Below are 24,765 nucleotides of genomic sequence, written 5' to 3'. Positions count from 1 at the left end.
CGACCGCTTCGGCGCCGCGCTCGGGGACCGCACCACGCGGGTCGCGCTGAAACCCGCGTGCCGCAAGGGAAACGCACTCGCGGTGCGCCTGCGCGCCCTGGGGCGGGCACGCCGGAACCCGGCTCCACCTCGGGGGTGTGCCGGGTGCGGCGTCAGCCGACTCGGTGCAGCCAGGTCACGGGAGCGCCGTCACCGGCCCGGCGGAACGGCTCCAGCGCGTCGTCCCACGCCGCGCCGAGCAGCTCGTCCACGTTGTGCGCGAACGACTCCCCGCCGCGACTGCGGGCGGCCAGCGACCTGAGCTGGTCCTCCGAGACCACGATGTCCCCGTTCGCGCTGGTCCGCGCCTGCCACAGGCCGAGGATCGGCGCGAAGCAGTAGCGGACCCCGTCGACTCCGGGACTCGGGTCCTCGGTCACCTCGAACCTGAGCATCGGCCACGCGCGCAGCGCGGACGCGAGTCTGGCGCCTGTGCCGGCGTCCCCGGTCCAGGCGCACTCGGCGCGCAGTTGACCCGGCGCCGCGGGTTGCGCAGTCCACTTGAGGTCCACCCGATCGCCGAGTGCGCCAGAGAGAGCCCACTCGACGTGCGGACAGACCGCGGACGGCGACGAGTGGACGTAGACCACGCCACTGGTGCTGCCACGGGTGCTCACAGCTGACCTCCGCTACTCGACGAGGGACGTCTTCCCCTACGACCTCTCGACCACGGAAGATCATGCGAATTCCCGACCCGGCCATTCTGCCCGCTGCGGGTGCGGTCCGCCAGAAGAACCAGCACAAGCGTCACCCGGCCGTGGTGGATACAGGTCTTTCGACCCTGAAACGCGATCTGCCCCACGGCGGGCTGGTTCGGCCGCTCACGGTACGGGGTTGGGCGCGCACGGGGCGCTGATGACACGCCGAGCACCACCCATCCGTCGATCGTGGCGCGCGTTCGGGTGATGCCGCTCACTGAACGCCTGAACCCGCACACTTGACGGCCCGACGCACCCCGACGGGGCTACGGTGTCCGATCGTGGTGAACGGGGTGGTCAAGTGCGGTTGATCCGATTGGGGAGCGAACCCTCCAGGGTCGGCGCGGACGTGCGGGCGGCGCTGAGCGCGTGGGGTCCGGGGGTCTCGGTGCTGGGCGGCTTCGCCCTCCTGGGGGTCCACCCGCCGGACTGCCCGAGGCCGCTGGACGCGATCGTGGTGCTGCCGCGCGGTGTGCTGGTCGTGGTGGGCGTCGACCTGCCGGAGCCCGCGCTGAAGCTGGAGGCGCCGCTGTCGGGCCAGTGGAAGACCGACGGCTGGCCGCTGAGGCACCCGGCGGGCGCGACGAGCCCCGTGCAGGAGGCGCTCGAGGCGGCGCAGGCGGTGGCGCGGCGCATCCAGGACATGCGCGGCGAGCCGCTGCCGGTGACCACGGTCGTCGCGGTCGGCCCGTACGTCGGGCAGGTCGTGCAGCCCAGCGCCGACCTGCACCGGGGCGTCCGGGTGCTGCACCCGAAGCCGACCACGCTGCTGGCCGCCGCGCGCGAGCTGGCCACCAGCGACCGGCCGTGCTCGGCGGTGCACGCGGCCAAGCTCATCGCCGTGCTCGCCCCCGTCGGCACGCCGCCGCAGCGCTCGGCGATGCTCACCGAGGGCTTCACCGACGCGGCCGAGGACCTGGGGTCGGCCAGCACGATGCTGCTGCCGAAGGTCCGCCCGCAGCCGGAGCGGACCAGGCCGAGGTGGCTGCCGCTCGCCGCGGCCGGGGTCGGGCTGCTCGCGCTGGTCGGCGTGCTCGCGGCGGTGACCACCTCCGGCGGTGGTTCGCAGGCCGCGGCGCCCAGCGCGCCGGTGTCGGCGGCGGCCGAGCCGACCTCCGTGGTGGTGGACGGGCGCAGCTTCGCGCCTCGGGGCCGGGACGCCGGGGCGGACTGCGCCGGGCACGCGTTCGGCGACGTCCAGGCCTGGCTGGAGGCCAACGGGTGCCGGGAGCTCGCGCGGGCGCAGTACTCGACCGAGGTCGACGGGCGGGCCGCCGGGATCGCGCTGGCCGAGGTGACCGCGTCGACGGCCGAGGGCGCGGCGGCGCTGCGCGAGGTCGTGGCGCGCGTGGGCAGCGGCGGGGTCGTGCCGCTGGCGCAGGAGCGGGGCGCCTGGGAGGGCGGGCCCGCGTCGTTCGACAACTCGGCGATCGGCTCGGTGGCGCGGCGGGACCGGGTGCTGGTGGCGCGGGCGGTGTGGGCGGACGGGGCGTCGGCGGCGGACGACCCGGCGCTGGTGGCGCTGGCCCAGCAGGCGCTCGGGCTGCCCGCGCGGTAGCGGGGGCGGGCGGCGCGCCCGTCAGCCGCCGCTGCGGACCAGGCCGACCGCGATCAGGCCGAACGCCACGTGCAGCACGATGACCATGCCCGCGATGGCGCTCAGCAGCTCGGTGCCCGGCCTGCCGACGAGCGCGCCGCAGGAGAACAGCCACCCGGCCACCGCGATGGCGAACCCGGCGGCGAGCACGGTGGCGGGCACGTGGGCCAGGCAGAGCAGCGCGTCCTGCCTCGCCCGGTGGAGCGTGTGCGCGACCACCGGGAGCAGCAGGAAGCCGGGCAGGTACGCGGCGGTCGACGGGAGCGCCGGGGAGCTCGGGTCGAAGGTGGTCGCGATGACGTAGGCGCACCACAGCACCGCGGCGGACGCGAGCAGGACGGTTCCCCTGGTCATCTTCCGGAGTGTAGGGCGATCATTTACGGCTCGGAGGACCGTTCGGCGGCGAACGGGCGCACCGGGGCGGAGCTGCAAGCGGTTGTTGACCTGGCCGTGACCGAATCGGGCTCGCGGAAAACAGAAGCGGTGTTGCCGAATTGGTCGGAGCGCGTTTTCGCCCTCGCGCGGAACAGCGCCGAAAAACATCGGCCGGAAACGTAAAGGTGCATATGCGTTTTTGACGACGGAAACCGGGTGGTGGGGGTGAGTCGGGGGCCGGAAAGCGCGCGGAGCGCCGAACGGACCAGCGTTCGGAGGCCGCACGAACCAGCCGGCGAGGGCCGCGCGAACCACTCGGCAGGCACCGCGCGAACCACTCCGGCGGTACCACGCGCACCGGCCGGGGCCGGACCACCACCCGGTCCGGCCCCGCCCCCGCCCGCCGCTCAGAGCCCGTAGGCCTCCAGCAGCCGCAGCCACACCTCGCTGATCGTCGGGTACGCCGGGACCGCGTGCCACAGCCGGTCCACGGTCACCCCGCCGACGATCGCCACGGTCGCCGCGTGCAGCAGCTCCGCCGTGTCCGGCCCGGCGAACGTCACGCCGACCAGCGTCCTGGTCGACTCGTCGACCACCATCCGCGCCTTCCCCCGGTACCCGTCCGCGTGCAGCGACGACCCGGCGACCGCGAGGTCCAGGTCGACCACCCGCACGTCCAGCCCCGCCTCGCGCGCCTGCGCCTCGGTGCGGCCGACGAACGCCACCTCGGGGTCGGTGAACACCACCTGCGGCACGGCGGTGTGGTCGGCGGTGGCCACGGCGGGCGTCCACGGCTCGGGGTCGACCGCGCCGGTGGCGATGGCCGTGCCGACCGCGCGCGCCGCGTACTTGCCCTGGTGGGTGAGCATGGCGCGCCCGGTGACGTCGCCCGCCGCGTACAGCCAGTCGACGCCGCGCACCCGCCCGGCGTCGTCCACCGGCAGCGCCTTCCCGGCCTCGAACCCGAACTGCTCCACGCCGATGCCGGTGGTCGCGGGCTTGCGCCCGGTCGCGATCAGCAGGTGCGCCGCGGTGACGTCCACGCCGTCGCCGGTCAGCCGCACCCCGCCGTCCACCCGCTCCACCGCGCGGGCCCGCGCCCCCGTCACGATCCGCACGCCGTCGGCGCGCAGCCCCTCGGCGACCAGGTCGCCCGCGAACGCCTCGAACTTCGGCAGCGGGCGCTCCCCGGACAGCACCAGGGTCACCTCGGTCCCGAGCCGCGCCCACGCCTGCGCCATCTCCACGCCGACCACGCCGCCGCCCAGCACCACCAGCGACTCCGGCACCTCCTTGGCCGAGGTCGCCTCGCGGGAGGTCCAGTGCGGGGTGGCGTCCAGCCCGTCCAGCGGCGGCAGGCTCACCGCGCTGCCCGTGCACACCACCACCGCGCGCGAGGCGGTGAGCACCCGGCCGTCCACGTCCACCCGCCGCTCCCCCGCCAGCGACCCGCGCCCGCGCACCACCACGATGCCCGCGCCCTCGGCCCAGGAGACCTGGCCGGCGTCGTCCCAGTGCGAGGTGAAGGAGTCGCGCCTGGCCAGCACGGCGGCCGGGTCGAGCCTGTCCCCCACCGGGACGCCGGGCACCCGCTTGGCCGCGGCCAGCGCGTGGCCGGGGCGCAGCAGGGCCTTGCTGGGCATGCAGGCCCAATAAGAGCACTCGCCGCCGAGCAGGTCCGCCTCCACCAGCGCGGTGCGCAGCCCGGCGGCGGCGGTCCTCGCGGCGGCGTTCTCGCCCACCGGGCCGCCACCGATCACGATCACGTCGAAGTTGTCACCCGTCACCGGTCCACCCCACACCGGGTGGACCGGCACGACAAGTCAGGCGGTCGGGTCAAGCGGGGTCGAAGACGCCGGACAGCATCCGCAGGATCACCCCGTTGGCGGTCCGCAGCACCTGGGGCCGCTCGTCCGGCGCGACCCGCTCGGCCAGCTTGAACAGGGCGTCGGCGGTCTGGGCGACCATCCGGAAGGCCAGTGCGACGGGCGCGTCGCCGCGCACCGGGTAGCGGGTGAGGAACAACTCGGCGAGACGTTCGGCCATGAGCTCGTACTGGTCGATGCTGGAGTCGAGGGTGTGCCCGTCGTGCAGGTCGCTGAACCGCACCCGGCCGAACCCCGGCGTCTCCACCAGCATCCCGAGGTAGATGCCGATGACCTGGGCGACGGCCTCGCGCCAGTCGTCGGAGAGCCCGCCGCCGGAGAAGACGTTCTCGACCTTGCCGAGGTAGTCCTGCATCCCGCGCAGCGCGAGCGCGTGCACAACGGACCGCTTGTCCGGGAAGTACTGGTAGAAGGAGCCGATCGGCACGCCCGCGCGCTCGACGATGCGGGCTGTGGTGATGTCGTCGTAGTCGTGCTCGTTCAGCAGCGACGCGCAGGCGTCCAGAATGGCGGTGACCGTGGCCGCACCGCGCTGCTGAACGGGTTGACGGCGCATCACCTTGGCTAAGCGCTTTACGGCGGGATTGTCATGCACCGGGTCATCTTGGTGGATGCGGACCGCTGAACCCAAACTTCCGGCGCGATTGTGACCGAAGGACATGAACAGGTTTCGCATAGTTGCCGTGGCAATAACCGCGCTTTGCGGTCGGATCACCGGCGAACGGCGCGCTCACCGGCCCTCGGTCCGCTTTCGGCGGACGGGGTTTCGGCGGGGGTTTCGGCGCGCGGGGTTTTCAGGGGGTGGGCGGAGTCGTCGCCGGGGGTGCGCGGGAGCGGGGCGGTGGCGGCGGGCGCCGCAGGTGTGAACGCCGGGGTGGTCGCGACAGCAGGCGGGGCGCCCGCTGGTGAGGTCGCCGTCACCGGTCCGGCGGGGCCTCGGGCGATCTCGGCGGCGTCCGCCCGGACCGGCGTGACCGGGGCGCGCGGGCGCGGGGGCCTGGTCACGTACGGGCTCAGCAGGCCCGCCAGCGCGAGCCCCGGCGCGACCAGCGGCACCACGGCGGCCAGCGCGAGCGCGGTCGACCCGGCGCGCAGCACGTCGCGCGGGATCAGCGCGACCCGGTCCACCACGAACGCCCGCCGACCGGGGATCGACAGCACCACCACGACCAGCAGGAACCCGCCGAGCGCGAGCAGCGCGTGGCGGACCGCGCCGTAGCCGACGGACTCGGCGGCCAGCATCACCGCGACCCAGCCGAGCAGCGCGCGCCCCTGCCTGCGCTCGGTGGTGACCGCCCACAGCAGCCCGCCCACGACGGCGAGGAACCCGGTGCGCCCGCCGCACCAGTCGGCCACCGCCTCCAGCCAGCCCACCGGGACACCGGCCCAGCGCGCCGCCGACGCGAGCACGTCCAGCGGGCTCGGCTGGTGCAGCACCTGGCCGATCACCCAGGCGAGCGACCACACCGACACCACCGCCGCCGCGACGAGCTGCCAGCGGGGGCGCGCCACGGCGCAGCGGCACAACCGGACGAGTTCCCGCCGATGCTCCTTCACCCGTGCCAGCTTGCCGCCGGTGGTCCTCCCGGACAGCAGGTGTCACCCTGGTGCGCGACCGATGCCGCCCTTCGGGCGAGCGGGGATCACCGGCCGTGGTGGGTGCTCCAGCTGGGCAGGCCGCTGAGGTGCTCGTAGACCTGGTAGACGCCGCTGTGGTCGGCCTGGTCGAGGCCGAGCGCGCACATCGCGGTGTACAGCTGGGCGACGGTCGCGGTGACCGGCAGCGGCACCCCGGACGCGCGGGCGGTCTCCATGGCGAACCCGAGGTCCTTGAGCTGGTTCGCGGCCGAGCCGCCGGGGGTGTAGTCGCCGGTCAGCCACTTCTCCCGCTTGACCTCCAGCGCGCGACCGCCCGCGAGACCACCGGAGAGCGCTTCCAGCACCAGCTCGGGGTCGAGGCCGTTCTTGCTGGTCAGGGCGAGGGCCTCGGAGATCGCGGCGAGCGTGGCGGCCACGACGACCTGGTTGCCCGCCTTGGTGAGCTGACCCGCGCCGAGCGGGCCCATGTGGCGGACGGTGGTGCCGAGGGCGGTGAGGTAGGGGCGCAGCCGCAGCACGTCGTCGGCGTGCCCGCCGACCATGACGCTCAGCGTGCCCGCCTCGGCGCCGACGTCGCCGCCGGACACCGGAGCGTCGACCACCCGCACGCCGAGCGGCGCCAGCTCCGCGCCCAGCTCGCGCACCCCGCCGGGGGACACCGTGCCCATGACGACCAGCAGCGGGTTCGTGGTGCCCGCGCGCCGCCAGCCGTCGAGCAGCCCGGTGCCGGAGGTGGTGAGCGGCCCGCCCGCCGCAGGCGAGGAACCGTTGCCGTTCGACTCGGGCGCGCCCGCCGGGTCGGCGCCGCCCGCGCTCCGGGGACCACCGGGACGTGCTCGCCCGGCGCTACCGGGACCGTGCGGGTCATCGGGACCGTGCGGGCCACCCGCCTGCTGCGGGATGCCCGTGCGACCGGGTGGACCGCCGAGCAGCACCTCGCGCACCTGCGGCAGGTCCGGCAGCACGGTGAGCACCACGGGCAGGGCGGCGTCGGCGGGGGTGGCGGCCGGGGTGGCGCCGAGCGCCCGCGCGGGCCCGTCCTTGCCGGGCGTGCGGTTCCAGACCGTGACCGGGAAGCCAGCGCGCGCGAGGTTGCGGGCGATGGGAAGCCCCATCGCACCCATGCCGAGCACGGACACCGGGTCATGGCGCACCGGCCCAGCCTACGACCGCCCGCGCGATCAGGCCCGGCCAGAGATCACCCCCGACCACCCCGCTCACCCGACCGGCGGCCCACCCGCTCGCCCAGCCGACCGCAGCGCGGCGGAGGGCGCTCCCGATCCCGAACCGACGCGCCCACCCCGCTCACCACCCGACCCACGGCAGCGGACCGGCGCACACGCCTCCCGATGGCAGGTCCAGCCTCGCACCGGAACGCGCCCGGCCACCGGTTCACCCGCACCGACGAGCGCGTTCCCCGAAAGCGCCCCGCAGCCGGATCTCCCGATCACGCCGCAGCCGCGCCGAGGTCCTGCCACGGTCCTGCCACGGTCCTGCCTGCCACGGTCCTGCCTGCCACGGTCCTGCCTGCCACGTTCTTGCCACGGTCGTGCCGCGATCAACCGTCGCGGAGCACGGGGCCGGAGCCGCAGTGGGGCGCAGTGTGCGCGACAGCGCGGCTGCGCAGCGGGAGGCCGCAGTGCGGCACCGCAGTGGGGCGGAGTTCGCAGGTCCGGGCGGCGGGTGTGCTCAGCGCGCCTGGCCAACGTGTAGATTAGTCATTCTGCGCGCACGCAGAAGATAACAGGCTAAAACCGAACAGCCTGACAAACCACGCTATCGAGAAATGAGGCACGTTGTCAACCCCGGCCGATGAACTCCGAATCGCGGAAACCGATTCGGAGCAGGAATACGTCTCGATGCTGTACTCCAGGCTGGACGACCTCCGTGAGCAGAGCTCGAAGCGGCTGTCGGGCGCGCTCCGGCAGACCGGCGGCACCCACCAGATGCGGTCCGAGCGGGACACCGCCGTCGCCATGTACTCCGACCAGCTGGCCCAGTACAGCGCGGTGGAGAACGGGTTGTGCTTCGGCAGGCTCGACTTCCACACCGACGACCGCTTCTACATCGGCCGCATCGGGCTGTTCGACGAGGACAAGGAGTACGAGCCGCTGCTGATGGACTGGCGCGCCCCGGCGGCCCGCCCGTTCTACCTGGCCACCGCCGCCGCGCCGGACGGCGTGCGCAGGCGCAGGCACCTGCGGACCAAGCAGCGCAAGGTCGTCGGCTTCGACGACGAGTCGCTGGACATCAACTCGGTCGACCCCGGCCGCAACGAGGGCCTCACCGGCGAGGCCACCCTGCTGGCCGCGGTCAACGCCAGCCGCACCGGCCAGATGGGCGACATCGTCGCGACCATCCAGGCCGAGCAGGACAAGATCATCCGCACCGAGCTGAACGGCGTCGTGGTCGTCCAGGGCGGTCCCGGCACCGGCAAGACGGCGGTCGCGCTGCACCGCGCCGCGTACCTGCTCTACACGCACCGCCGCCAGCTGGCCAAGCGCGGCGTGCTCGTGGTCGGCCCGAACACCACGTTCCTGCGCTACATCGGCCAGGTGCTCCCGTCCCTTGGCGAGACCGGCGTGCTGCTGTCCACGGTCGGCGAGCTCTACCCCGGCCTGACCGCGACCGGCCGCGAGCCCACCGAGGCGGCCACCGTCAAGGGCAGGCTCGCGATGGCCGACGTGGTCGCGCACGCCGTGCGGGACCGCCAGGAGGCCCCCGCCCTGGTCGAGGTGCCGTTCGAGCAGGACCTGCTCAAGCTCGACCGCAAGGCGATCAGCGCCGCGCGCGGCCGGGCCAGGCGCACCCGCAGGCCGCACAACGAGGCGCGGCGCACGTTCCAGCGCGAGGTGATCACCACCCTGGCGAACCAGGCGGTGGCGCGCCTCGGCAGGCACCTGCTGGACGCGGCGGACGTGGACGACATCCGCCGCGAGCTGCGCGAGGACCCCAAGGTGCAGGCCGCGATCGACCGGCTGTGGCCGGTGCTGACCCCGCAGCGGCTGCTGGAGGAGCTGTACGCGTCGCCGAAGCTGCTGGCCAAGGCCGCGCCGAAGCTCACCCCCGCCGAGCGGGAGCTGCTGCGCCGCGAGCCGGGCGGCGAGTGGACGCCCGCCGACGTGCCGCTGCTCGACGAGGCGGCCGAGCTGCTCGGCGAGGACGACACCGAGGCCAAGGCGCGGGCGGAGCGGCAGCGCAGGCAGGCCGTGGACTACGCGCAGGGCGTGCTGGACATCCTGGACCTGGCCGACGACGCCGACCCGGAGATCCTGATGGCCACCGACCTGGTCGACGCCTACAAGCTGGCCGAGCGGCACGGGGCCGAGACCTACGAGACGGCGGCCGAGCGGGCGGCGGCGGACCGGACGTGGACGTTCGGGCACGTGATCGTGGACGAGGCGCAGGAGCTGTCGGCGATGGCGTGGCGGACGCTGATGCGGCGCTGCCCGTCCAAGTCCATGACCGTGGTGGGCGACATCGCCCAGACCGGTGACGTGGGCGGGGCGACGTCCTGGTCGGAGGTGCTGTCCCCGTACGTGCTGGACCGCTGGAAGCTGACCGAGCTGACGGTGAACTACCGGACGCCCTCGGAGATCATGGCGGTGGCGGCGGACGTGCTGGCCAGCGTGGACGCCGACCTGGACCCGCCGACCTCGGTGCGCGACAGCGGGTTCGAGCCGTGGGCGCGGCGGGTCGGCTCGGTCGCGGACGGGCTGGCCGAGGTGGTCGGGGCCGAGTCGGCGGCGATCGGGGACGGCAAGCTCGCGGTGATCGTGCCGTCGGCGCGGCTGGCCGAGCTGCGCGCGGTGGTGCCCGGCGCGACCGACGACCTGGACGCGCAGGTCGTGGTGCTGGGCGTGACCGACACCAAGGGCCTGGAGTTCGACTCGGTGCTCGTGGTGGAGCCCGCGCAGATCCTGGCCGAGTCGCCGCGCGGGGCCAGCGACCTGTACGTGGCGCTGACCCGCGCGACGCAGCGGCTGGGCGTGCTGCACGCCGAGGAGCTGCCGCAGGAGCTGGGCAGGCTCGCGACCGCGTGAGGCGGCACGGGCGCTGGCGCGCGGTTCAGCGCGCCAGCGCCCAGCCGAGCGCGGCGGCGGCGATGCCCGCCACCAGCGTGAGGCTCGCGTAGCCGAGGGCGAGCCACGGCCTGCCGCGCTCGACGAGGGTGACGTTCTCCAGGCTGAACGTGCTGTAGGTGGTCAGGCCGCCGCAGAAGCCGGCGCCGAGCAGCGCCCACAGCCACGGCTGGGCGCCGACGAGCAGGCCGAGGGCGAACGAGCCGACCACGTTCACCGCCAGCGTCGGCCAGGGGAACGCGGTGTCCCAGCGGGAGCGCAGCAGGCGGTCGACCAGGAAGCGCAGCACCGAGCCGACCGCCGCGCCGCCGAAGACCAGGAGCGCGGTCACGGGGCGCCCCCGGCAGCCGGTCCGCGCAGCCGCCGGGTGAGCGCGAGGCCCAGCGCGGCGGCGGCCAGGCAGGTGACCGGGGTCAGCAGCAGGCAGGCCAGGTCCGCCGCGCGCACGACGTCGACGGCGTAGCCGGAGAACGTGGTGAACCCGCCGAGCGCCCCGGTGCCGAGCAGCAGCCGCACCTCGGGCCTCGGCCCGAGCGCCATCAGGACGCCGATCAGCAGGCAGCCGAGCGCGTTGACGGCGCAGGTGGTCCACGGCCCGGCCACGAGCTGGCCCGCGCCCCACCGCAGCACCCCGCCGACCCCGCCCCCGAGCGCCACCAGGGCGACCTCGGCGCCGGTGGCGATCGGCGCGGGTCGGGTGCTCACCGGCGCAGGGTAGTTCGCCGCGCCCCTCCCCCGGCTCGCGGGGCCGTGCCGCGCCCGGTCACGACGCGCGCAGGTGGTCTACGAGGTGGTCCAGCGCGGTGAGGGCGCGCACGACGTCGGCGCGCTCCTCGGGTTCGAGGCGGTCGAGCGCGCCGCCGATGCGCTTCTCGTGGGCGCCCCGCCAGACCGCGAGCTTGTCGTGCCCGAGCGGGGTCACGGTCAGCTGCGCGACCCTGCGGTCGGTCGGGTCGGCGCGCCTGGCCACCAGGCCGCCCTCGATGAGCTGCCCGACCAGCCCGCTGACCGTGTTGGGGGCCAGCCGCAGCTCGGCGGCCAGGTCGCCCACGCGCGAGGGCGAGCGCTCGGCGAGCGCCATGAGCAGCTCGACCTGGGCCATGGGCAGCGCGTCCCACGGCCACTCCGAGCGGATGCTGGTGCGCAGCGCCCGGCGCAGCCTGGCCACCACGTCCGTGAGCGTGCGTGCCTCGTCCGACATGCGGGAAGGGTAGCGGCGGGCGTTGTGTCCGACCCCGAGGTGAATCCGCACTGTGGGACGGTCCGAAGGGGTCCGCACCGACCACCGGGATGTCACCGGCGAGCACCGCCCAACCCCGCTCACAACACTCCCGGACAAGTCCATTGTGGATGGATGCAAGCGCGGAGTTCGCTGCTCCGGCGGGGTTTGAGCCGCACCGTCCACCCGTGCGGCGGGATCGGGTGATCACCCTGCGCTGCCTTGATAGGCCGATCGGGCAGAAGCGCCCGCGACCCCTGCCACCGAGGGGCCCGCCTTAAGTAGCCTGCGTCGCGTGCGGGCGGCGGAGGTGCGCGGTGACCGAGCGAGCGGGGTGGGTCCCCGCCGGTGTGGACGTCGGCCTGCCGAGCGCGGCGCGGCTGCACGACTTCCTGCTGGGCGGCTCCCGGAACTTCGCCGCGGACCGCGAGCTGGGGGCGCAGCTGCTGGCGGCCGACCCGGACAGCGCGGTGGCGGCGGCGCAGTCCAGGGCGTTCCTGCGCAGGGCGCTGCTGATGATGCTGGCGAGCGGGATCAGGCAGTTCCTGGACCTGGGTTCCGGCGCGCCCTCGGCCGGCTGGGCGCCTGAGGTGGTGCTGGCCGCCGACCCCGGCGCGCGGGTGGTGTGCGTGGACTTCGAGGACGTCGCGGTGGCGCACGGGCACCTGCGGCTGGACGCGGACCCGAGGGCGTCCGTGGTGCAGGAGGACCTGACCGAGCCGGGCGCGGTGCTGGTGTCGGCGCGGGCGACCGGCCTGGTGGACACCACCGAGCCGCTCGGGCTGCTGGCGGTCGGGGTGCTGCACCACGTGCCGCCGTCCGGCGATCCGGCGCGGGTGCTCGCGGCCTACCGGGACGAGCTGGCTCCGGGCAGCCTGCTGGCGCTCTCGCACACGACCGGCGAGCTGGCCCCGGAGCGCAGCGAGGCGGCGGTGGCGGTGCTGGGGCGCAGCGCGAACCCGGTGTTCCCGCGCGGGCTGGCCGAGGTCGAGGCGCTGTTCGACGGCTTCGAGCTGCTGGAGCCGGGCGTGGTCGTGCCGCCCGCGTGGCGACCGGAGCCGGGCGCCCGGTTCGAGGACGGGGCCGAGGCGGAGGACCCCGCTCGCGCGGGCGCCTACGCCGGGGTGGGGCGCAAGCGGTGACCGGCCGTGGTCGGCGCGGGTAGCGCGGACCCCGCCGCCGGGCGCCGCGAGCTGGCGCGCGCGTGGGCGCGGGAGCTGAAGGGCGCCGGGCGCGGGCCGATGTCGCCCGCCGAGCTGGAGCGGTTCCTGCTGGAGCTGGTGGAGCTGCTGCTGGACGTGCTGGGAGCGCTTCCGCTCAAGGCGGCGGGCGCGGCCGAGGTGGGTCGGCGCCTGGTCGCGGCCCGGTTCACCGGCGCGGAGGCGTTGCGGCGCACCGTGCTGCTGCTCGGCAGGTCCCTGGCCGAGCACGCGGATTCCCCGGAACCGCTGGCCGAGCGGGTGACGGCGGTGCTGGCGGAGCTGAGCGCCGGGTTCGCCGAGGCGCTGCGCCTGGACGCGCTGGCGCAGCAGGAGGAGGTGCGCCTGGCGCTGCTGGCCGCGCGGCAGCGGGTGGAGCGGGTGCTGCGGCTGAGCGAGGCCCGGTTCCGGGAGGCGTTCGACTCCTCGGCGCTGGGCATCGCGATCACCGACCTGCGCGGCATGTGCGTGCGCGCCAACGACTCGCTGGCGCGGATGCTGGACGAGCCGAAGGAGGTCCTGGTCGGCCGCAGGCTCGTGGAGCTGTTCCACCCGGACGACGCGGCGCCGCTGGGCGCGGCCTACCGGGCGGTGGCGGTGGGGCGGGTCGACCAGTTCCGGGAGCAGCGCAGGCTGGTGCGGGTGGACGGCGACCCGGTGTGGGTGCACCTGGCGGTGTCGCTGCTGCGCGACGGGGACGGCAGCCCGGCGTTCCACGTGACGATGGCCGAGGACGTCAGCGAGCTGCACCTGCTGCGCCGCAACCTGGACCACCAGCTGCTGCACGACGCGCTCACCGGCCTGTCGAACCGCCAGCACTTCACCACCCGGCTGGAGGTGATGCTGCGGGCGTCGCGGGCCGGGATCACGCTGTACCAGTTGGACCTGGACGCGTTCTCGGTGGTGAACAACGGCTTGGGCCACGCCACCGGCGACCGCGTGCTGGTGGAGGTGGCGCGCAGGCTGCGCGGGGTGGTGGAGCGCGAGGAGGCGCTGGTCGCCAGGATCGGCGGGGACGAGTTCGCCCTGGTGGTGGACAACTCGCCGACCACGCCGAGGGTGCCCGCGATGGTGGAGCGGGTGAACGCGGCGCTGGCCGGACCGCTGGAGTCCGGCGTGGAGCTGTCGGCGGCGATCGGCGTGGTGGACCGCCCGGCGGCGGACTGGCCGGTCGCGGACCTGCTGCGGGCGGCGGACTCGACGCTGCGCCGGGCGAAGTCGCTGGGCACGAGGCAGTGGCTGCCGTACGACCGGGTGGCCGAGGCCCGATCGCGCGAACTGCTGGGCCGGGCCGCGAGGCTGCCGCGCGCCCTGGCGGCCGACGAGGTCGAGGTGGAGTACCAGCCGGTGGTCGATCTGGCCACGGGCCAGCGGACCGCCCTGCTGGCACGGGTGCGCTGGGACGGCCTGGGCCACGAGGAGTGCGCGGAACTGGCCGAACTGGGCGGTTCGTCCCTGGCCCTGGGCCGCTGGGCACTGGAGCGAGCGGCCCAGGAGGCCGCGACCTGGGCCGGAGCGGTGCCGCTGCACGTGGAGCTGTCCCCCGCGCTGACCACGGACCCGGACCTGGTGGCGTCGGTCTCGCGGGTGCTGGCGGAAACCGGCCTCGCGCCAAGCGCCCTGAGCCTGCGCCTGCACACGCGGGCCGCGCTGGCAGCGGAGGACGACAACGCCCAAGTGCTCCGGGACAACGGCGTCGCAACCGGCCTGTGGGCGTTCAACGGCGGCCAGGCCGAACTGTCCCTGGTGGACGCCCTGGAGGTGGACGCCCTGGTCTTCGAGCCCGCCGCGGCACGCAGACTGGCCGGGCAGTCGACGGAGGGCCTGCTGCACCGGGCGATGGACGGCCTGGCGGCAGTGGTGCGGGCGGCCGGGGTGGAAATCGTGGCACCGTGCGTGGACTCACCCGAAAACCTGGAGTGGTGGCGGGGCGCAGGCGCGACGACCGGTTTCGGCGACCTGTTCGGCGGCCCGGTGGCAAGCTACGAACTGTGAGCCCCAACGCCCCAACGCTCACCGCACCAGCGGGCTGCGGGGCGAGCGCAGCGAGCCCGCAGCCACCCCATCCCGCGTCCCTCGTCTCCGTTTGGCCTGGCGAAGCCCGAGCACGCTCGTCAAGATGCCGCCGCACCGCCACGGCAGACCGCCCGAGCCAAACGGCGTCTTGACGAGTGTGCTTGCCTGAAAGGAGGCCAAACGGAGACGAGGGACCCCGCCCACCGCAGGGGTAAACCGCACCACCCCCGAAACAGTCACCGGCCGGCAGAGCCCGTCCCCCTCGTTTTTGGAGGCCTGCCCCGCCGGCGAGGCGAGCTTTTAAGCTCTTCACCCTCCAGCCAAGCCCCGCTCACAGCAGCGCCCGCGTGGCCGCGTGCCTGACCTCACCGTCATGGGTCAGACAACACCCCCCAACAACCTCATCCGACAGATCAGGCACAACTCGCCCCCCGGAAACCATCATCAGCAGCAGGTTGGCCACGTTTCGGGCGTAGAGCCTGCTGGCGTGCACCGGCATCGTGCTCGGCAAGTTCCTAGCCCCGTGCACGAGCACGTCGCCGACCACAACCTCCTCCCCCGCCACCGAACAAGCGCAGTTGCCACCGCTCTCCGCAGCCAAATCAACCACCACCGACCCAGGCGCCATCGCCTTCACCATCTCCTCGGTCACCAGCACCGGCGCCCGCTTCCCCGGAACCGCAGCGGTGGTGATGACGACGTCGGAAGCCGCAACCCGCTCCGCCAGCAGCTCCCGCTGCCGCCCCAGGAACTCCTCGGACCGCTCGTCCGCGTAAACCCCGCCTTCCCCCTCCCCCTCCAGCCCCAACTCCAGGAACCGAGCCCCCAGACTGCGCACCTCCTCCGCAGCCGCAGCCCGCACGTCATAAGCCTCCACCACCGCCCCAAGCCGCCGCGCGGTGGCGATTGCCTGCAACCCCGCCACCCCGGCCCCCAGCACCAGCACCCGCGCAGGCGGCACCGTCCCGGCAGCGGTGGTGAACATCGGCAAAAACCGGGGCAACCGCTGGGCAGCCAACAACACCGCCCGGTACCCCGCCACAAGCGCCTGCGAGGACAGCGCGTCGGCGGCCTGGGCACGGGTGACGCGCGGCAGCAGGTCGAGGCTGAACGCGGTGACACCGCGCTCGGCGAGCACCCGCACCAACTCCAACTCGGCCGCAGGCGGCAGGAAGCTGACCGTGACGTCCCCCGGCCGCAGCCGCCCGGCCAGCTCGACGTCCAGCGGTTGGACGGAGGCGATGACCTCGGCGACCCCCGCCGGGTGCTCGGGGACGACCACGGCCCCCACCGAGCGGTACTCCTCGTCACGGGTGTGCGCCCCAGCGCCCGCGCCGCTCTGCACCAGCGCTCCCAACCCCGCGCCGATCAGCGGTACGACCGTCTCCGGCAGCCCGGCGACGCGGCGTTCGGCGGGCCGCGACTCGGCGGGGATTCCCACTCTCACCCGATCACCGTAGGACGCGCCCGGTGACCGGGACCACACTCCAGACCGGAACGCGCGTCCGGTTCACCGAACCGGAGCAGCAGGACCACCAGCGGCCCAGCTCAAACCCGCCCAGCCCCGCTCGAACCCACCCGGCCCCGCTCAGCCCAGCTCAGCCCATCAGTGGATCACCGGGCACACCCCGGTCGTGTCACCGGCGAAGAAGTTCGGCAGCAACTCCTCCTTGGAGTAGTACCGGTGGAAAACACTGGTCAACCCACTCGACATCGGCGGGACGATCCACGTCCAGTCAGCCGGGACCTGCCGCCCGACCGCCTCCTCCTTCGCCACGTGGGTGAGGAACCGGTCCGACTCCGTGTGATGGTCGGCGATGGTCACCCCCGCCTCCTCGAACGAGTGCAGCACGGCCCGGTTCAGCTCGACCAGCACCCGGTCCTGCCACAGCGTCCGCACCGACGAGGTGTCCAGCCCCATCCGCTTGGCCAGGTACGGCAGCAGGTCGTAGCGGTCCTTGTCGGCGTAGTTGCGGGCGCCGATCTCGGTGCCCATGTACCACCCGTTGAACGGCGAGGCCGGGTAGTCGACCCCGCCGATCCGCAACCGCATGTTGCTGATGGCGGGAACGGCGTGCCACCGCAGCCCGAGCGCCCGGAACCAGGGCAGTTCGGGGTGCTTCATCGGCACCTCCAGCACGGCCTCGGGCGGCAGCTCCAGCAGGTGCGGCTCCGCGTCCTCCCGCGAGACGACCAGCGGCAGCACGTCGAACGGCCCCCGGTGCGACGGCGGTCGCCAGCCCATCGCGACCGCCTCCGCGGTGAGCGCGACGTTCCGCCGGTCCCCGAGCACCCCGCCGTCCGCCCCGAGGTACCCGGCGTACCGGATCAGCTGCTCGTTGTGGATGCGCGGCCCAGGCCGGCCGGGCTCGTCGGGCGCGAAGACGGTGAGCACGGGCCGCACCCGGCCACCGTTGCCCGCGATCTTGAGGTGCTCGACGCACTCGTCGGCGACCGCCTTGGGGTCGCGCAGGTCGCGCAGGTCGCGGACCTTGAGGCTGCGCCAGTAGAGCCTGCCGATGCACCGGGCGCTGTTGCGCCAGGCGACGCGCGCACCGAAGACCAGCTCCTCGTGGGTGTGCCGGTAGGTGCCGGTGGCGGCGACCTCGGCGTGCACCTCGGCGAGCCGGGCTTCGACGCTGCCCGCCTCGGGGTGCTCCGAGTGGTGCAGCCGGACGAAGTCCTCGGCTTCGGCGAGGTCGACCGGCGGCGCGGGGGGCGCGCCGAGCGGCCTGGCCTCTGCCGGGCACAGGGGGACGGAGGTCATGGCGGGACACCGTAGTTGCACTTCCGGGGGCGGTGCACCGCCGTGCCGGGCACTCGGGGGCAACGTCACTGCACAACCACCACCACACCCAGCGCTCTTGATCGCGCGAAAGGGTGACTAGTCCTGGGAAAACGAGTGATATTCGATTGTTGGTGAAGCAATGTGGGCCACTCGACGGTGATTTAGCTCACGCTCATTGTTTCCACGGTCGAGTGAGCGGCCTACCAAGACCATCTTCCAGGTGACGACGACACACGTCCAGCGTGATCCGTTCGGTCTAGCGAACCGACCCCACATCCCCCGATCGGGCGTAGGGGTGAGCACGCGCGTCACCCGAGGGCCGCCGACCGGCCGCCACACCAGCGCGGAACAGTCCGGAACCGCGCGCCGCCCGCAGCAGACCCGGCGACCAGAACAATGATCATCACGAAGACGCGGGGACGGCATTTCCCCCTTCTTTCCCCTAATTCCCGGCACTCCCCCTTGTGCCCGGAGGACAACCACCACCGCCCCTCACCGACCCACCGCCTCACCAGCCCGCCGCCTCTCCTGCGCACCCACCTCACCCACGCGCCCACCTCACCACGAATCCCATCGTCGCAGGTCACACGTCCGGCGCAACTTTCTTCACAGTTTCATGAATGTTCTGTAGCTTGCGAAGAGGTCTTCCGAACCCCAGGGGAGAGGTGTGCGCGATGACCAGGACGTCCCACCCGGAGCTGCCCACAACCAGGCAGCACCCGTTCGACCCGCCCGAGCGGCTGGGGGAGCTGCGCGCCGGGTCGCCGATCACCCCGCTCGGCTTCCCGGACGGTCACGACGGCTGGCTCGTCACCGGCCACGACCTGGCCAGGGCCGTGCTCGCCGACCACCGGTTCAGCAACCGCGCCGAGCTCAAGCACGCCGCCATCCGGCTGGGCGAGCGGGTGATCCCGCAGCAGCCGCCCGCGCCGCCCGGCCTGTTCATCTCCACCGACCCGCCGGTCCACACCCGCTACCGCAGGCTGCTCACCGGCCAGTTCACCGTCCGCCGGATGAACCAGCTCACGCCGAGGGTCGAGCGCATCGTCGCCGACCAGCTCGCCGAGACCCGCGCCCAGGGCTCACCGGTCGACCTGGTGCCGCACTTCGCGCTGCCGGTCCCGTCGCTGGTGATCTGCGAGCTGCTGGGCGTCCCCTACGCGGAGCGGGCCTCGTTCCAGCGCGACACCGCCATCGGTCTGCGGATGACCAGCAGCATCGAGGAGGCCGTCGCCGCCGTCGAGCGCATCCGGGTCTACGTGCGGGAGCTGGTCGACCGGAAGAAGGCCGAGCCCGCCGACGACATGCTCAGCGGGCTGATCGCCACCGGCGAGCTGACCGACGAGGAGAGCGCCAACATCGGCCTGATGCTGCTCATCGCCGGGCACGAGACCACCGCGAACATGCTGGGCCTCGGCGCGTTCGCGCTGCTGAACGCCCCCGAGCAGCTCGCCGTGCTGCGCGCCGAGCCCGAGCTGGTGGACAACGCAGTCGAGGAGCTGATGCGCTACCTGTCGATCGTCCAGTTCGGCACCACCAGGGTCGCGCTGGAGGACGTCGAGCTGGCGGGCGCGCGGGTGGTCGCCGGGCAGACGGTGGTGCTGTCGATCCCGGCCGCCAACCGGGACCCGGAGCGGTTCGAGCGGCCGGACGAGCTGGACGTGCGCAGGCACGCCGCCGGGCACCTCGGGTTCGGACACGGCGTGCACCAGTGCCTCGGCCAGCAGCTCGCGCGGGTGGAGATGCGCGCCGGACTGGCCGGGCTGCTGCGCGAGTTCCCCGACCTGCGGCTCGCGGCGCCCGCGTCCGAGGTGCCGCTGCGCACCGACATGGGCGTCTACGGGGTGCACGCGCTGCCGGTGGAGTTCTCGGCGTGAGGTCCCCGCGATGACCTCGGGGGCCGTCCCTGCACAGGGACGGCCCCCACCCTCACACCGCCACCCTGCCCTCGACCGCCAGGACCTCCCGGCTCACCGCGTCCGCGCGCCCGGTGCGCTGGACCGACTGCCAGCGCAGCGGGATGCCGTGCGCGGCGGTCACCAGCGACTGCACCACCACCAGGTAGGTCAGCTGCCGGTAGGCGAGCTGCTGGAGCGGGAACGCCCACAGCGGGCGCAGCGACTCGCCGTCCAGCCGCAGCGCGTACCCGGCGCTCGCGGTCTGGAGCGCCAGGAACGCCAGCCAGATCGGCAGCGCGGCGGGCGCGTCCGCCACGAGCGCGCCGTACAGCACGTACACGTCCATCACCGGCGCCAGCAGCGGCAGCAGCAGGTGGAACAGCAGCAGGTACAGCAGCCCGAGCCGCCCCATCCGGCCCTGCTCGCGCACCGCGACCCGGTGCTTCCACATGGCCTGGAACGTGCCGTAGGACCACCGGTAGCGCTGCCGGTACAGCGACCGCAGCCCCGCAGGGACCTCGGTCCACGCCCGCGCGCCCGGCTCGTACACCACCCGCCAGCCCGCGCGGGTGATCGCCATCGTCACGTCGGTGTCCTCGGCGAGCGTGTCCGAGCTGACCCCGCCGACCTCCACCAGCGCCTCCCGGCGGAACGCGCCGACCGCGCCGGGGATCGTGGGCAGGCAGCGCCAGGCGTTGAGGATCTGCCGGTCCAGGTTGGACCCCGAGGTGTACTCCAGGTGCTGCCAGCGGCCGAGCAGCCCGCGCCGGTTGGCGACCTTGACGTTGCCGGACACCGCGCCGACGCCGGGCGCGGTCAGCGGGGCGACGAGCGCGGCCAGCGTGCCCGCCTCGAAGATCGTGTCGCCGTCGACCAGGACGAGCGCGTCGTGCTCGGCCAGCGCCACCCCGGTGTTCAAAGCCCGCGCCTTGCCGCCGTTCTCCCTGGTGACCACCCGCACGCCGGGCAGGTCCAGCGCGCGCACCACGTCGGCGGTGCCGTCCGCGGAGCCGTCGTCCACCACGACCACCTCGACCGGGGCCGGGTAGTCCGAGTTCGCGAGCGAGCGCACGGCGGCGCTGATGGTGACGGCCTCGTTGTAGGCGGGCACCACCACCGACACCGGCGGCAGCGGCCCGGTCGGCGCGTCGGGCAGCTCGCGGTGCAGCCTGCGCGCGGTGTGCGCGAGGCCGAGCTGCACGAGCACCCGCAGGATCGCCAGCGCCGCGACCGCGCCGATCGCCACGTCCAGCAGCAGCACCAGCAGGTCGCCGTTGCGCTGCGACCAGGCCAGCGCGTGCGCGGTGGCCAGCTCCACCCGGTCGGCGGGCACGTGCGGCGGCGGCCCCCCGACCGCCTCGGTGCGGGTGGTGAACCGGTAGTCCGGCAACGCCCGGCGCAGCTCCTCGACCGCGCCGGGCGTGCTGCTGGTGTCGTGCAGCCGCAGCACCGCGCCCGCCCCGTTCGCGGGCGCGCCCGCCTCCGCGATCGCCTTCACGTCCTGGACCTCCAGGTCCGGCGACCAGGTGTCCCGCTCGGCCAGCTCGCTGCGCACGCCCGCCGCCGCGATCAGCGCGCTCTGCGCGAACGCGGTGTCCAGCAGGCGCAGCTCACCCGGCCGGAACGACTCGACCCCGACCTCGTGGCCCTCCGCGACCATGCGCAGCACCAGGTCCGGGTTCTCGTTGACCCGCGCCCCGACCAGGTGGAACGTCGCCTTCGCGCCCGTGCGGGCCAGCGCGTCCAGCAGCCTGGGCGTCCAGCGCGGGTGCGGACCCCCGTGCACGACCAGCGCGAGCGTGCGCTCGGGGACCGACGGGTCGGTGACCCGGATCGGCGCGTCCCGGTGCGCGGGCAGCGAGATGGCGTAGGCGTGGAAGCTCAGCGCCCCCATCAGCAGCGCCAGCAGCACCCCGAGCGAGACCCAGTGCGCCTTCAGCCCGCGCTTCACAACTGCCCCAGCACGGTGGTCGCCGCCAGCGCGGTCGCCACCACCAGCCCCAGCGCGAGCGCCGCGCTGACCACGCGCATCAGCCCCGTCCGCCACCCCGTCCGGTCGACGAAGACCTTGCCCTCCACCACAAACCCCCAGCCCGCGCGAAGCGGATCAACGCGACCAGCAGGGCCGCGCCCACCGCCGCCGCGACCTGTGGGAAGGCGCGGACCAGCGAGGAGGCGACGAGCCCGGTGATCTCCCCCGGTGATGTGCCGCGCACCGCGGCGACGACGGTGACGTCCGCGACGAGCAGCATCGGCGGGGCGGGCACGACGGCCCACAGCCCGACCGGCCGCACCAGCGCGGCGGCCGTCCCCGCTCCCCCGATCAACAGGACGGCGAGGAGCCAGCCCGGTTGCTCGCCGTCGAGCTCGACCCCGGCCGCGGTGAACACCGCGAGCACGGCGACCGCGGCGAGGCTGGGCAACTGCGCCAGTGCTCTGCTGTCCGGAACAACCACTTCGTCCCCCTGGGCGTCTGGGTGTGCGCAATCGTTTGCACACAGGGGGACGCGGTGCCGAGGGAGACGTTGTTCGCGATCACCAGGCTGGTCTGGGCGCTGCTGGGGGCGGCGCTCCTGGTGGTGTCCGGGGTGGCCTGGACGACCTACCAGGAGATCGACACCGGGGTGAGGCGGTCGCAGGCCATCGCGAGCGGGGTGGAGAAACCCACCGAGTGGGTGAACGTGCTGCTGATCGGCCTGACCACCCGGCGGGACCTGGACGGCGGGGCGCCGTCGGACGAGGTGCTGGCGCGGATGCACGCGGGGGACGTGGACCGGGGCGGGTACAACGCGAACACGATGATCCTGCTGCGGGTGCCGCTGGGCGGCGGCGCGGCGACCGGCTACTCGCTGCCGCGCGACAACGAGGGCGAGCTGCTCGGAATTCCGGGCGGGCCGCAGCGCGGCAAGATCAAGGAGGCCTACGGGCGGGCCAAGGACGCGCGCGAGCGCGAGCTGGTCGCCGAGGGGGTGCGGGACCCGGCCGAGCTAGAGTGGCTGGGGCGCGAGGCCGGGCGGCGGGCGCAGGTGGAGACGGTGAGCGCGTTCCTGGACGTGCCGGTGCACCAGCTGGCCGAGCTGAGCCTGGTGGGGTTCTACGAGCTGGCGCAGGCGCTCGGCGGGATCGACGTGTGCCTGAACAACGCCACGAAGGACGAGTACTCGGGCGCGGACTTCCCGGCCGGTCCGCAGCGGTTGGACGCGGCGCAGGCGCTGGCGTTCGTGCGGCAGCGGCACGGGCTGCCGAACAGCGACCTGGACCGCACCCGCAGGCAGCAGGCGTTCCTGACCGCCGTGCTGGCGCGGGTGCGGGAGCAGGGGCTGGGCGCGCTCGGGCCCGCCGTGGAGGTCGCGCGGCGGACGGTGGTGCTGTCGGAGGGGTGGGACGTGCTGGAGGTGCTGGGGAAGGCGCCGGGGTTCGCGTTCAGCACGCTGCCGATCGGCTCGCCGGAGGCGGTGCGCGCGGCGATGCGGCAGCCGCCCGTGGGCGGCGCGGTGGCGGCTGCGCAGGGCGGGGTTCCCTGCGTGGACTAGGGCTGGTGGCGGCCGGGTCCCAACGGCCGGGTCCCAGCGGTCAGGCCCCAATGGCCGGGCCCCAGCGGTCGGGTCCCAGCGGGCGGGCCCCAGCGGTCGGGTCACGGGGGCCGTCCCCCGCGCCCGCCCGCGCTACCTGCCGGTGAAGTCCACCAGCGCGGCGAGGTCGTCGGCCTCGCGCCCGTCCGCCACGGCGCGCCGGATCAGCTCGGCGGTGCGCTCCAGCACGCCGGACCCGAGCCCCCGCCCGTGGTAGGCCTCGACCAGGTGGGTGGTGGCGGCGAGCTGCATGTCCAGCCTGGCCTCGCCGGACCGGTGGTCGCCGGAGTCGACCCGCTCGGCGAGGTCGGGCAGCATCGCGCGCACCACGTCCAGCCAGGGCTCGGACACCCGCAGCGCGTCGCGCGCCGGGACGCCGTCCGCCCGCAGCAGGGCGAGGGCTTCGAGGAAGCCGGTGAGCTGCCCGTACATCAGGGTGAGCAGGGCGGTGTCGTGCAGCGCGGCCAGCCCGTCGTCGCGCCCCAGGTGGGTGATCGCGCCCAGCTCGGCGAGCCCGCCGGGCACGTCGTCGCCGCTGAGCAGCACGATCGCCCGCCCGACGCCGGGCGGGGTGTCCATGATCGCCCCGTCCGCGTAGCGCCCGCCGCGCCCGCGCACGAGCCGCCCCACGTCCCGCGCCTGCTCGGGTCCGCCGGTGCTGAGGTTGACCACGACCTTGCCGTCCAGGCGCGCCGGGAGGAGGTCGACCACCGCGTCGTACCCGGTGACGCAGACGACCACGACCTCGCTCCGCTCGACGGCCTCGGCCGCGCTCCCCGCCGTCCCGGTCCCCTCGGGCCCGGTCCGGCCGGACCGCGTCCACACCACCACGTCCCGCCCGCCCGAGGCGAGCGCGGTGGCGAGCGCCCAGCCCATCTGCCCCAGTCCGATGACCGCCGTCCTCGCGCCTGCCCGCTTCCGCTCGTTCACGGGACCGATCCTGGGGCCGTCGGGCGGCTTGATCAATTACGCACTTGCGGGTGGGTGCGCACCCCGTGGTAAGTGGTGGTGGGTGAAGCGGCGGAGACGGTACGAGTGCGGCTTGGACGTGGCGATCGACGTGGTGGACGGCCGGTGGAAGGCGCTGCTGCTGTGGGCGCTGGAGTCAGGGCCGCGGCGCTTCGGGGCGCTGCGCAGGATGCTGCCGCCGGTGACGGAGAAGGTGCTGGCGGAGCAGTTGCGGCAGATGGAGGCGGACGGGCTGGTGGCGCGGGAGGTGTTCCCGGAGGCGGTGCTCCGGGTGGAGTACTCGCTGACCGCGCGGGGCGAGTCGCTGAACGAGGCGCTGCGCCCGCTGGGCGAGTGGGGCGACGCGAACCGGGCGCACGTCGAGCGGGTGCGCACGCCCTGAGGTCAGCCCCGGTCGCCCTCCCGCTCCCCCACCAGGGCGGTCAGCTCGCCGATCTGCCCCCGGAGCCCCCGGATCTCCCGCACGACGGTCCGCAGCAGCACCAGGACGGCGTCCTCGGCAGGCGCCGACTCGGGCACGGCGGCGGGCGGGACGCGCCCGTGCAGCACCGCGTCGAGGTGCTCGGGGTGCCAGCCGAGCGCGGTGGAGATGGCCCGCAGCGTCCGGGCGCCGCGCCTGCGCGCGATCACGCCCTGCTGGATCTCCCGCAGGATCGCGGTGGACACCCCGGCCTCGGCGGCCAACTCCCCCTGCCGCACGGCGAGGGCGTCCATCCGCCGGTTGACGACGTCCGCGACCGCCCGCCAGTCCCCGCCACCCACGTCCACCGCCCCAGCATCACCCGCCCCCGCGCCGGTTCCCCGCCACCCACGCCGCCGGTTCCTCCG

The 24,765-nt window shown here is 74.3% G+C and carries 23 protein-coding genes; 7 read left to right on the top strand and 16 right to left on the bottom strand.

The genetic code is table 11. The features are described from left to right. Window positions 1–152 precede the first annotated feature (152 nt). Complete coding sequence (locus LV78_RS05280) at window positions 153–656, bottom strand: DUF3145 domain-containing protein (RefSeq protein ID WP_096491949.1); 504 nt, start codon at window positions 654–656, stop codon at window positions 153–155. Window positions 657–1,038: 382 nt separating this feature from the next. Between LV78_RS05280 and LV78_RS05275 the strand changes: the two genes are divergently transcribed. Beyond that, window positions 1,039–2,295, top strand: coding sequence for a hypothetical protein (locus LV78_RS05275; protein ID WP_253843583.1), 1,257 nt, complete (start codon window positions 1,039–1,041; stop codon window positions 2,293–2,295). A 21-nt stretch (window positions 2,296–2,316) separates the two neighbouring features. On the opposite strand, the gene LV78_RS05270 is transcribed toward LV78_RS05275, so the two are convergent. The 5 genes from LV78_RS05270 to LV78_RS41485 form a co-directional block, all read right to left on the bottom strand. Then, window positions 2,317–2,688, bottom strand: coding sequence for a hypothetical protein (locus tag LV78_RS05270; protein WP_253843582.1), 372 nt, complete (start codon window positions 2,686–2,688; stop codon window positions 2,317–2,319). Between the two features lie 428 nt (window positions 2,689–3,116). Next, window positions 3,117–4,496: a dihydrolipoyl dehydrogenase family protein gene (locus tag LV78_RS05265; RefSeq protein WP_253843581.1), complete on the bottom strand. Its 1,380-nt coding sequence runs from the start codon at window positions 4,494–4,496 to the stop codon at window positions 3,117–3,119. Between the two features lie 49 nt (window positions 4,497–4,545). Continuing rightward, window positions 4,546–5,151 (bottom strand): TetR/AcrR family transcriptional regulator, encoded by a 606-nt coding sequence (locus LV78_RS05260; RefSeq protein ID WP_253843580.1) that lies wholly within the window; start codon window positions 5,149–5,151, stop codon window positions 4,546–4,548. Window positions 5,152–5,306: 155 nt separating this feature from the next. After that, window positions 5,307–6,152: a hypothetical protein gene (locus LV78_RS05255; protein ID WP_253843579.1), complete on the bottom strand. Its 846-nt coding sequence runs from the start codon at window positions 6,150–6,152 to the stop codon at window positions 5,307–5,309. Window positions 6,153–6,238: 86 nt separating this feature from the next. After that, the gene (locus tag LV78_RS41485) at window positions 6,239–7,348 is read right to left on the bottom strand and encodes an NAD(P)-dependent oxidoreductase (RefSeq protein ID WP_253843578.1); all 1,110 of its coding nucleotides are present in this window, start codon (window positions 7,346–7,348) and stop codon (window positions 6,239–6,241) included. Window positions 7,349–7,990: 642 nt separating this feature from the next. Here LV78_RS41485 and LV78_RS05245 point away from each other — a divergent pair. Next, window positions 7,991–10,237, top strand: a complete 2,247-nt coding sequence (locus LV78_RS05245) for a HelD family protein (RefSeq protein ID WP_372494796.1) — start codon at window positions 7,991–7,993, stop codon at window positions 10,235–10,237. Window positions 10,238–10,262: 25 nt separating this feature from the next. On the opposite strand, the gene LV78_RS05240 is transcribed toward LV78_RS05245, so the two are convergent. The 3 genes from LV78_RS05240 to LV78_RS05230 are packed head-to-tail and all read right to left on the bottom strand — an operon-like array spanning window position 10,263 to window position 11,477. Further along, the gene (locus LV78_RS05240) at window positions 10,263–10,607 is read right to left on the bottom strand and encodes a fluoride efflux transporter FluC (protein ID WP_253843576.1); all 345 of its coding nucleotides are present in this window, start codon (window positions 10,605–10,607) and stop codon (window positions 10,263–10,265) included. Next, window positions 10,604–10,981, bottom strand: a complete 378-nt coding sequence (locus tag LV78_RS05235) for a CrcB family protein (RefSeq protein WP_253843575.1) — start codon at window positions 10,979–10,981, stop codon at window positions 10,604–10,606. The genes LV78_RS05240 and LV78_RS05235 overlap by 4 nt, the downstream gene beginning before the upstream one ends. 58 nt (window positions 10,982–11,039) lie before the next feature. Further along, on the bottom strand, window positions 11,040–11,477 hold the full coding sequence (locus LV78_RS05230) for a MarR family winged helix-turn-helix transcriptional regulator (RefSeq protein WP_253843574.1): 438 nt from the start codon (window positions 11,475–11,477) through the stop codon (window positions 11,040–11,042). Between the two features lie 335 nt (window positions 11,478–11,812). Here LV78_RS05230 and LV78_RS05225 point away from each other — a divergent pair, with 335 nt between their 5' ends. After that, a complete protein-coding gene (locus LV78_RS05225; protein WP_253843573.1) occupies window positions 11,813–12,637 on the top strand; it encodes an SAM-dependent methyltransferase in 825 nt (274 codons plus the stop codon). A gap of 6 nt (window positions 12,638–12,643) precedes the next feature. Continuing rightward, window positions 12,644–14,689, top strand: a complete 2,046-nt coding sequence (locus LV78_RS05220) for a diguanylate cyclase domain-containing protein (protein WP_253843572.1) — start codon at window positions 12,644–12,646, stop codon at window positions 14,687–14,689. A 352-nt stretch (window positions 14,690–15,041) separates the two neighbouring features. Here the strand turns inward: LV78_RS05220 and LV78_RS05215 are convergent, their stop codons facing one another. After that, a complete protein-coding gene (locus LV78_RS05215; protein WP_253843571.1) occupies window positions 15,042–16,157 on the bottom strand; it encodes an NAD(P) transhydrogenase subunit alpha in 1,116 nt (371 codons plus the stop codon). A 159-nt stretch (window positions 16,158–16,316) separates the two neighbouring features. Next, complete coding sequence (locus LV78_RS05210; protein ID WP_253843570.1) at window positions 16,317–17,477, bottom strand: nitric oxide synthase oxygenase; 1,161 nt, start codon at window positions 17,475–17,477, stop codon at window positions 16,317–16,319. A gap of 695 nt (window positions 17,478–18,172) precedes the next feature. Here LV78_RS05210 and LV78_RS05205 point away from each other — a divergent pair. Continuing rightward, a complete protein-coding gene (locus tag LV78_RS05205) occupies window positions 18,173–19,375 on the top strand; it encodes a cytochrome P450 (protein WP_253843569.1) in 1,203 nt (400 codons plus the stop codon). 52 nt (window positions 19,376–19,427) lie between these two features. On the opposite strand, the gene LV78_RS05200 is transcribed toward LV78_RS05205, so the two are convergent. From LV78_RS05200 to LV78_RS05195, 3 genes are read right to left on the bottom strand one after another with little or no spacing between them, the layout of a single operon-like run. Next, a complete protein-coding gene (locus tag LV78_RS05200) occupies window positions 19,428–21,347 on the bottom strand; it encodes a bifunctional polysaccharide deacetylase/glycosyltransferase family 2 protein (protein ID WP_253843568.1) in 1,920 nt (639 codons plus the stop codon). Further along, complete coding sequence (locus LV78_RS40555) at window positions 21,344–21,475, bottom strand: hypothetical protein (RefSeq protein ID WP_301305836.1); 132 nt, start codon at window positions 21,473–21,475, stop codon at window positions 21,344–21,346. Before LV78_RS40555 ends, LV78_RS05200 begins: the two co-directional genes overlap by 4 nt. Continuing rightward, window positions 21,427–21,852 carry a DUF6542 domain-containing protein gene (locus LV78_RS05195; protein ID WP_253843567.1) on the bottom strand — a complete coding sequence of 142 codons (426 nt, stop codon included), beginning with the start codon at window positions 21,850–21,852 and terminating at the stop codon, window positions 21,427–21,429. Before LV78_RS05195 ends, LV78_RS40555 begins: the two co-directional genes overlap by 49 nt. A gap of 54 nt (window positions 21,853–21,906) precedes the next feature. Between LV78_RS05195 and LV78_RS05190 the strand changes: the two genes are divergently transcribed. Continuing rightward, entirely contained in the window at window positions 21,907–22,929 is a 1,023-nt protein-coding gene (locus LV78_RS05190; protein WP_253843566.1) for an LCP family protein, read from the top strand. 132 nt (window positions 22,930–23,061) lie between these two features. Here the strand turns inward: LV78_RS05190 and LV78_RS05185 are convergent, their stop codons facing one another. Beyond that, window positions 23,062–23,898, bottom strand: a complete 837-nt coding sequence (locus LV78_RS05185; protein ID WP_253843565.1) for an NAD(P)-dependent oxidoreductase — start codon at window positions 23,896–23,898, stop codon at window positions 23,062–23,064. An 82-nt stretch (window positions 23,899–23,980) separates the two neighbouring features. Between LV78_RS05185 and LV78_RS05180 the strand changes: the two genes are divergently transcribed. Further along, on the top strand, window positions 23,981–24,319 hold the full coding sequence (locus tag LV78_RS05180) for a winged helix-turn-helix transcriptional regulator (RefSeq protein WP_253843564.1): 339 nt from the start codon (window positions 23,981–23,983) through the stop codon (window positions 24,317–24,319). Between the two features lie 2 nt (window positions 24,320–24,321). On the opposite strand, the gene LV78_RS05175 is transcribed toward LV78_RS05180, so the two are convergent. Continuing rightward, the gene (locus LV78_RS05175; protein ID WP_253843563.1) at window positions 24,322–24,705 is read right to left on the bottom strand and encodes a hypothetical protein; all 384 of its coding nucleotides are present in this window, start codon (window positions 24,703–24,705) and stop codon (window positions 24,322–24,324) included. Between the last annotated feature and the right edge of the window lie 60 nt (window positions 24,706–24,765).

The sequence above is a fragment of the Actinosynnema pretiosum genome, from assembly GCF_024171695.1.
In the GTDB taxonomy this organism is placed as follows: domain Bacteria; phylum Actinomycetota; class Actinomycetes; order Mycobacteriales; family Pseudonocardiaceae; genus Actinosynnema; species Actinosynnema pretiosum.
The sequence above is the reverse complement of the archived record's forward strand: the minus strand, read 5'-3'. Positions and strand labels throughout refer to the sequence as shown.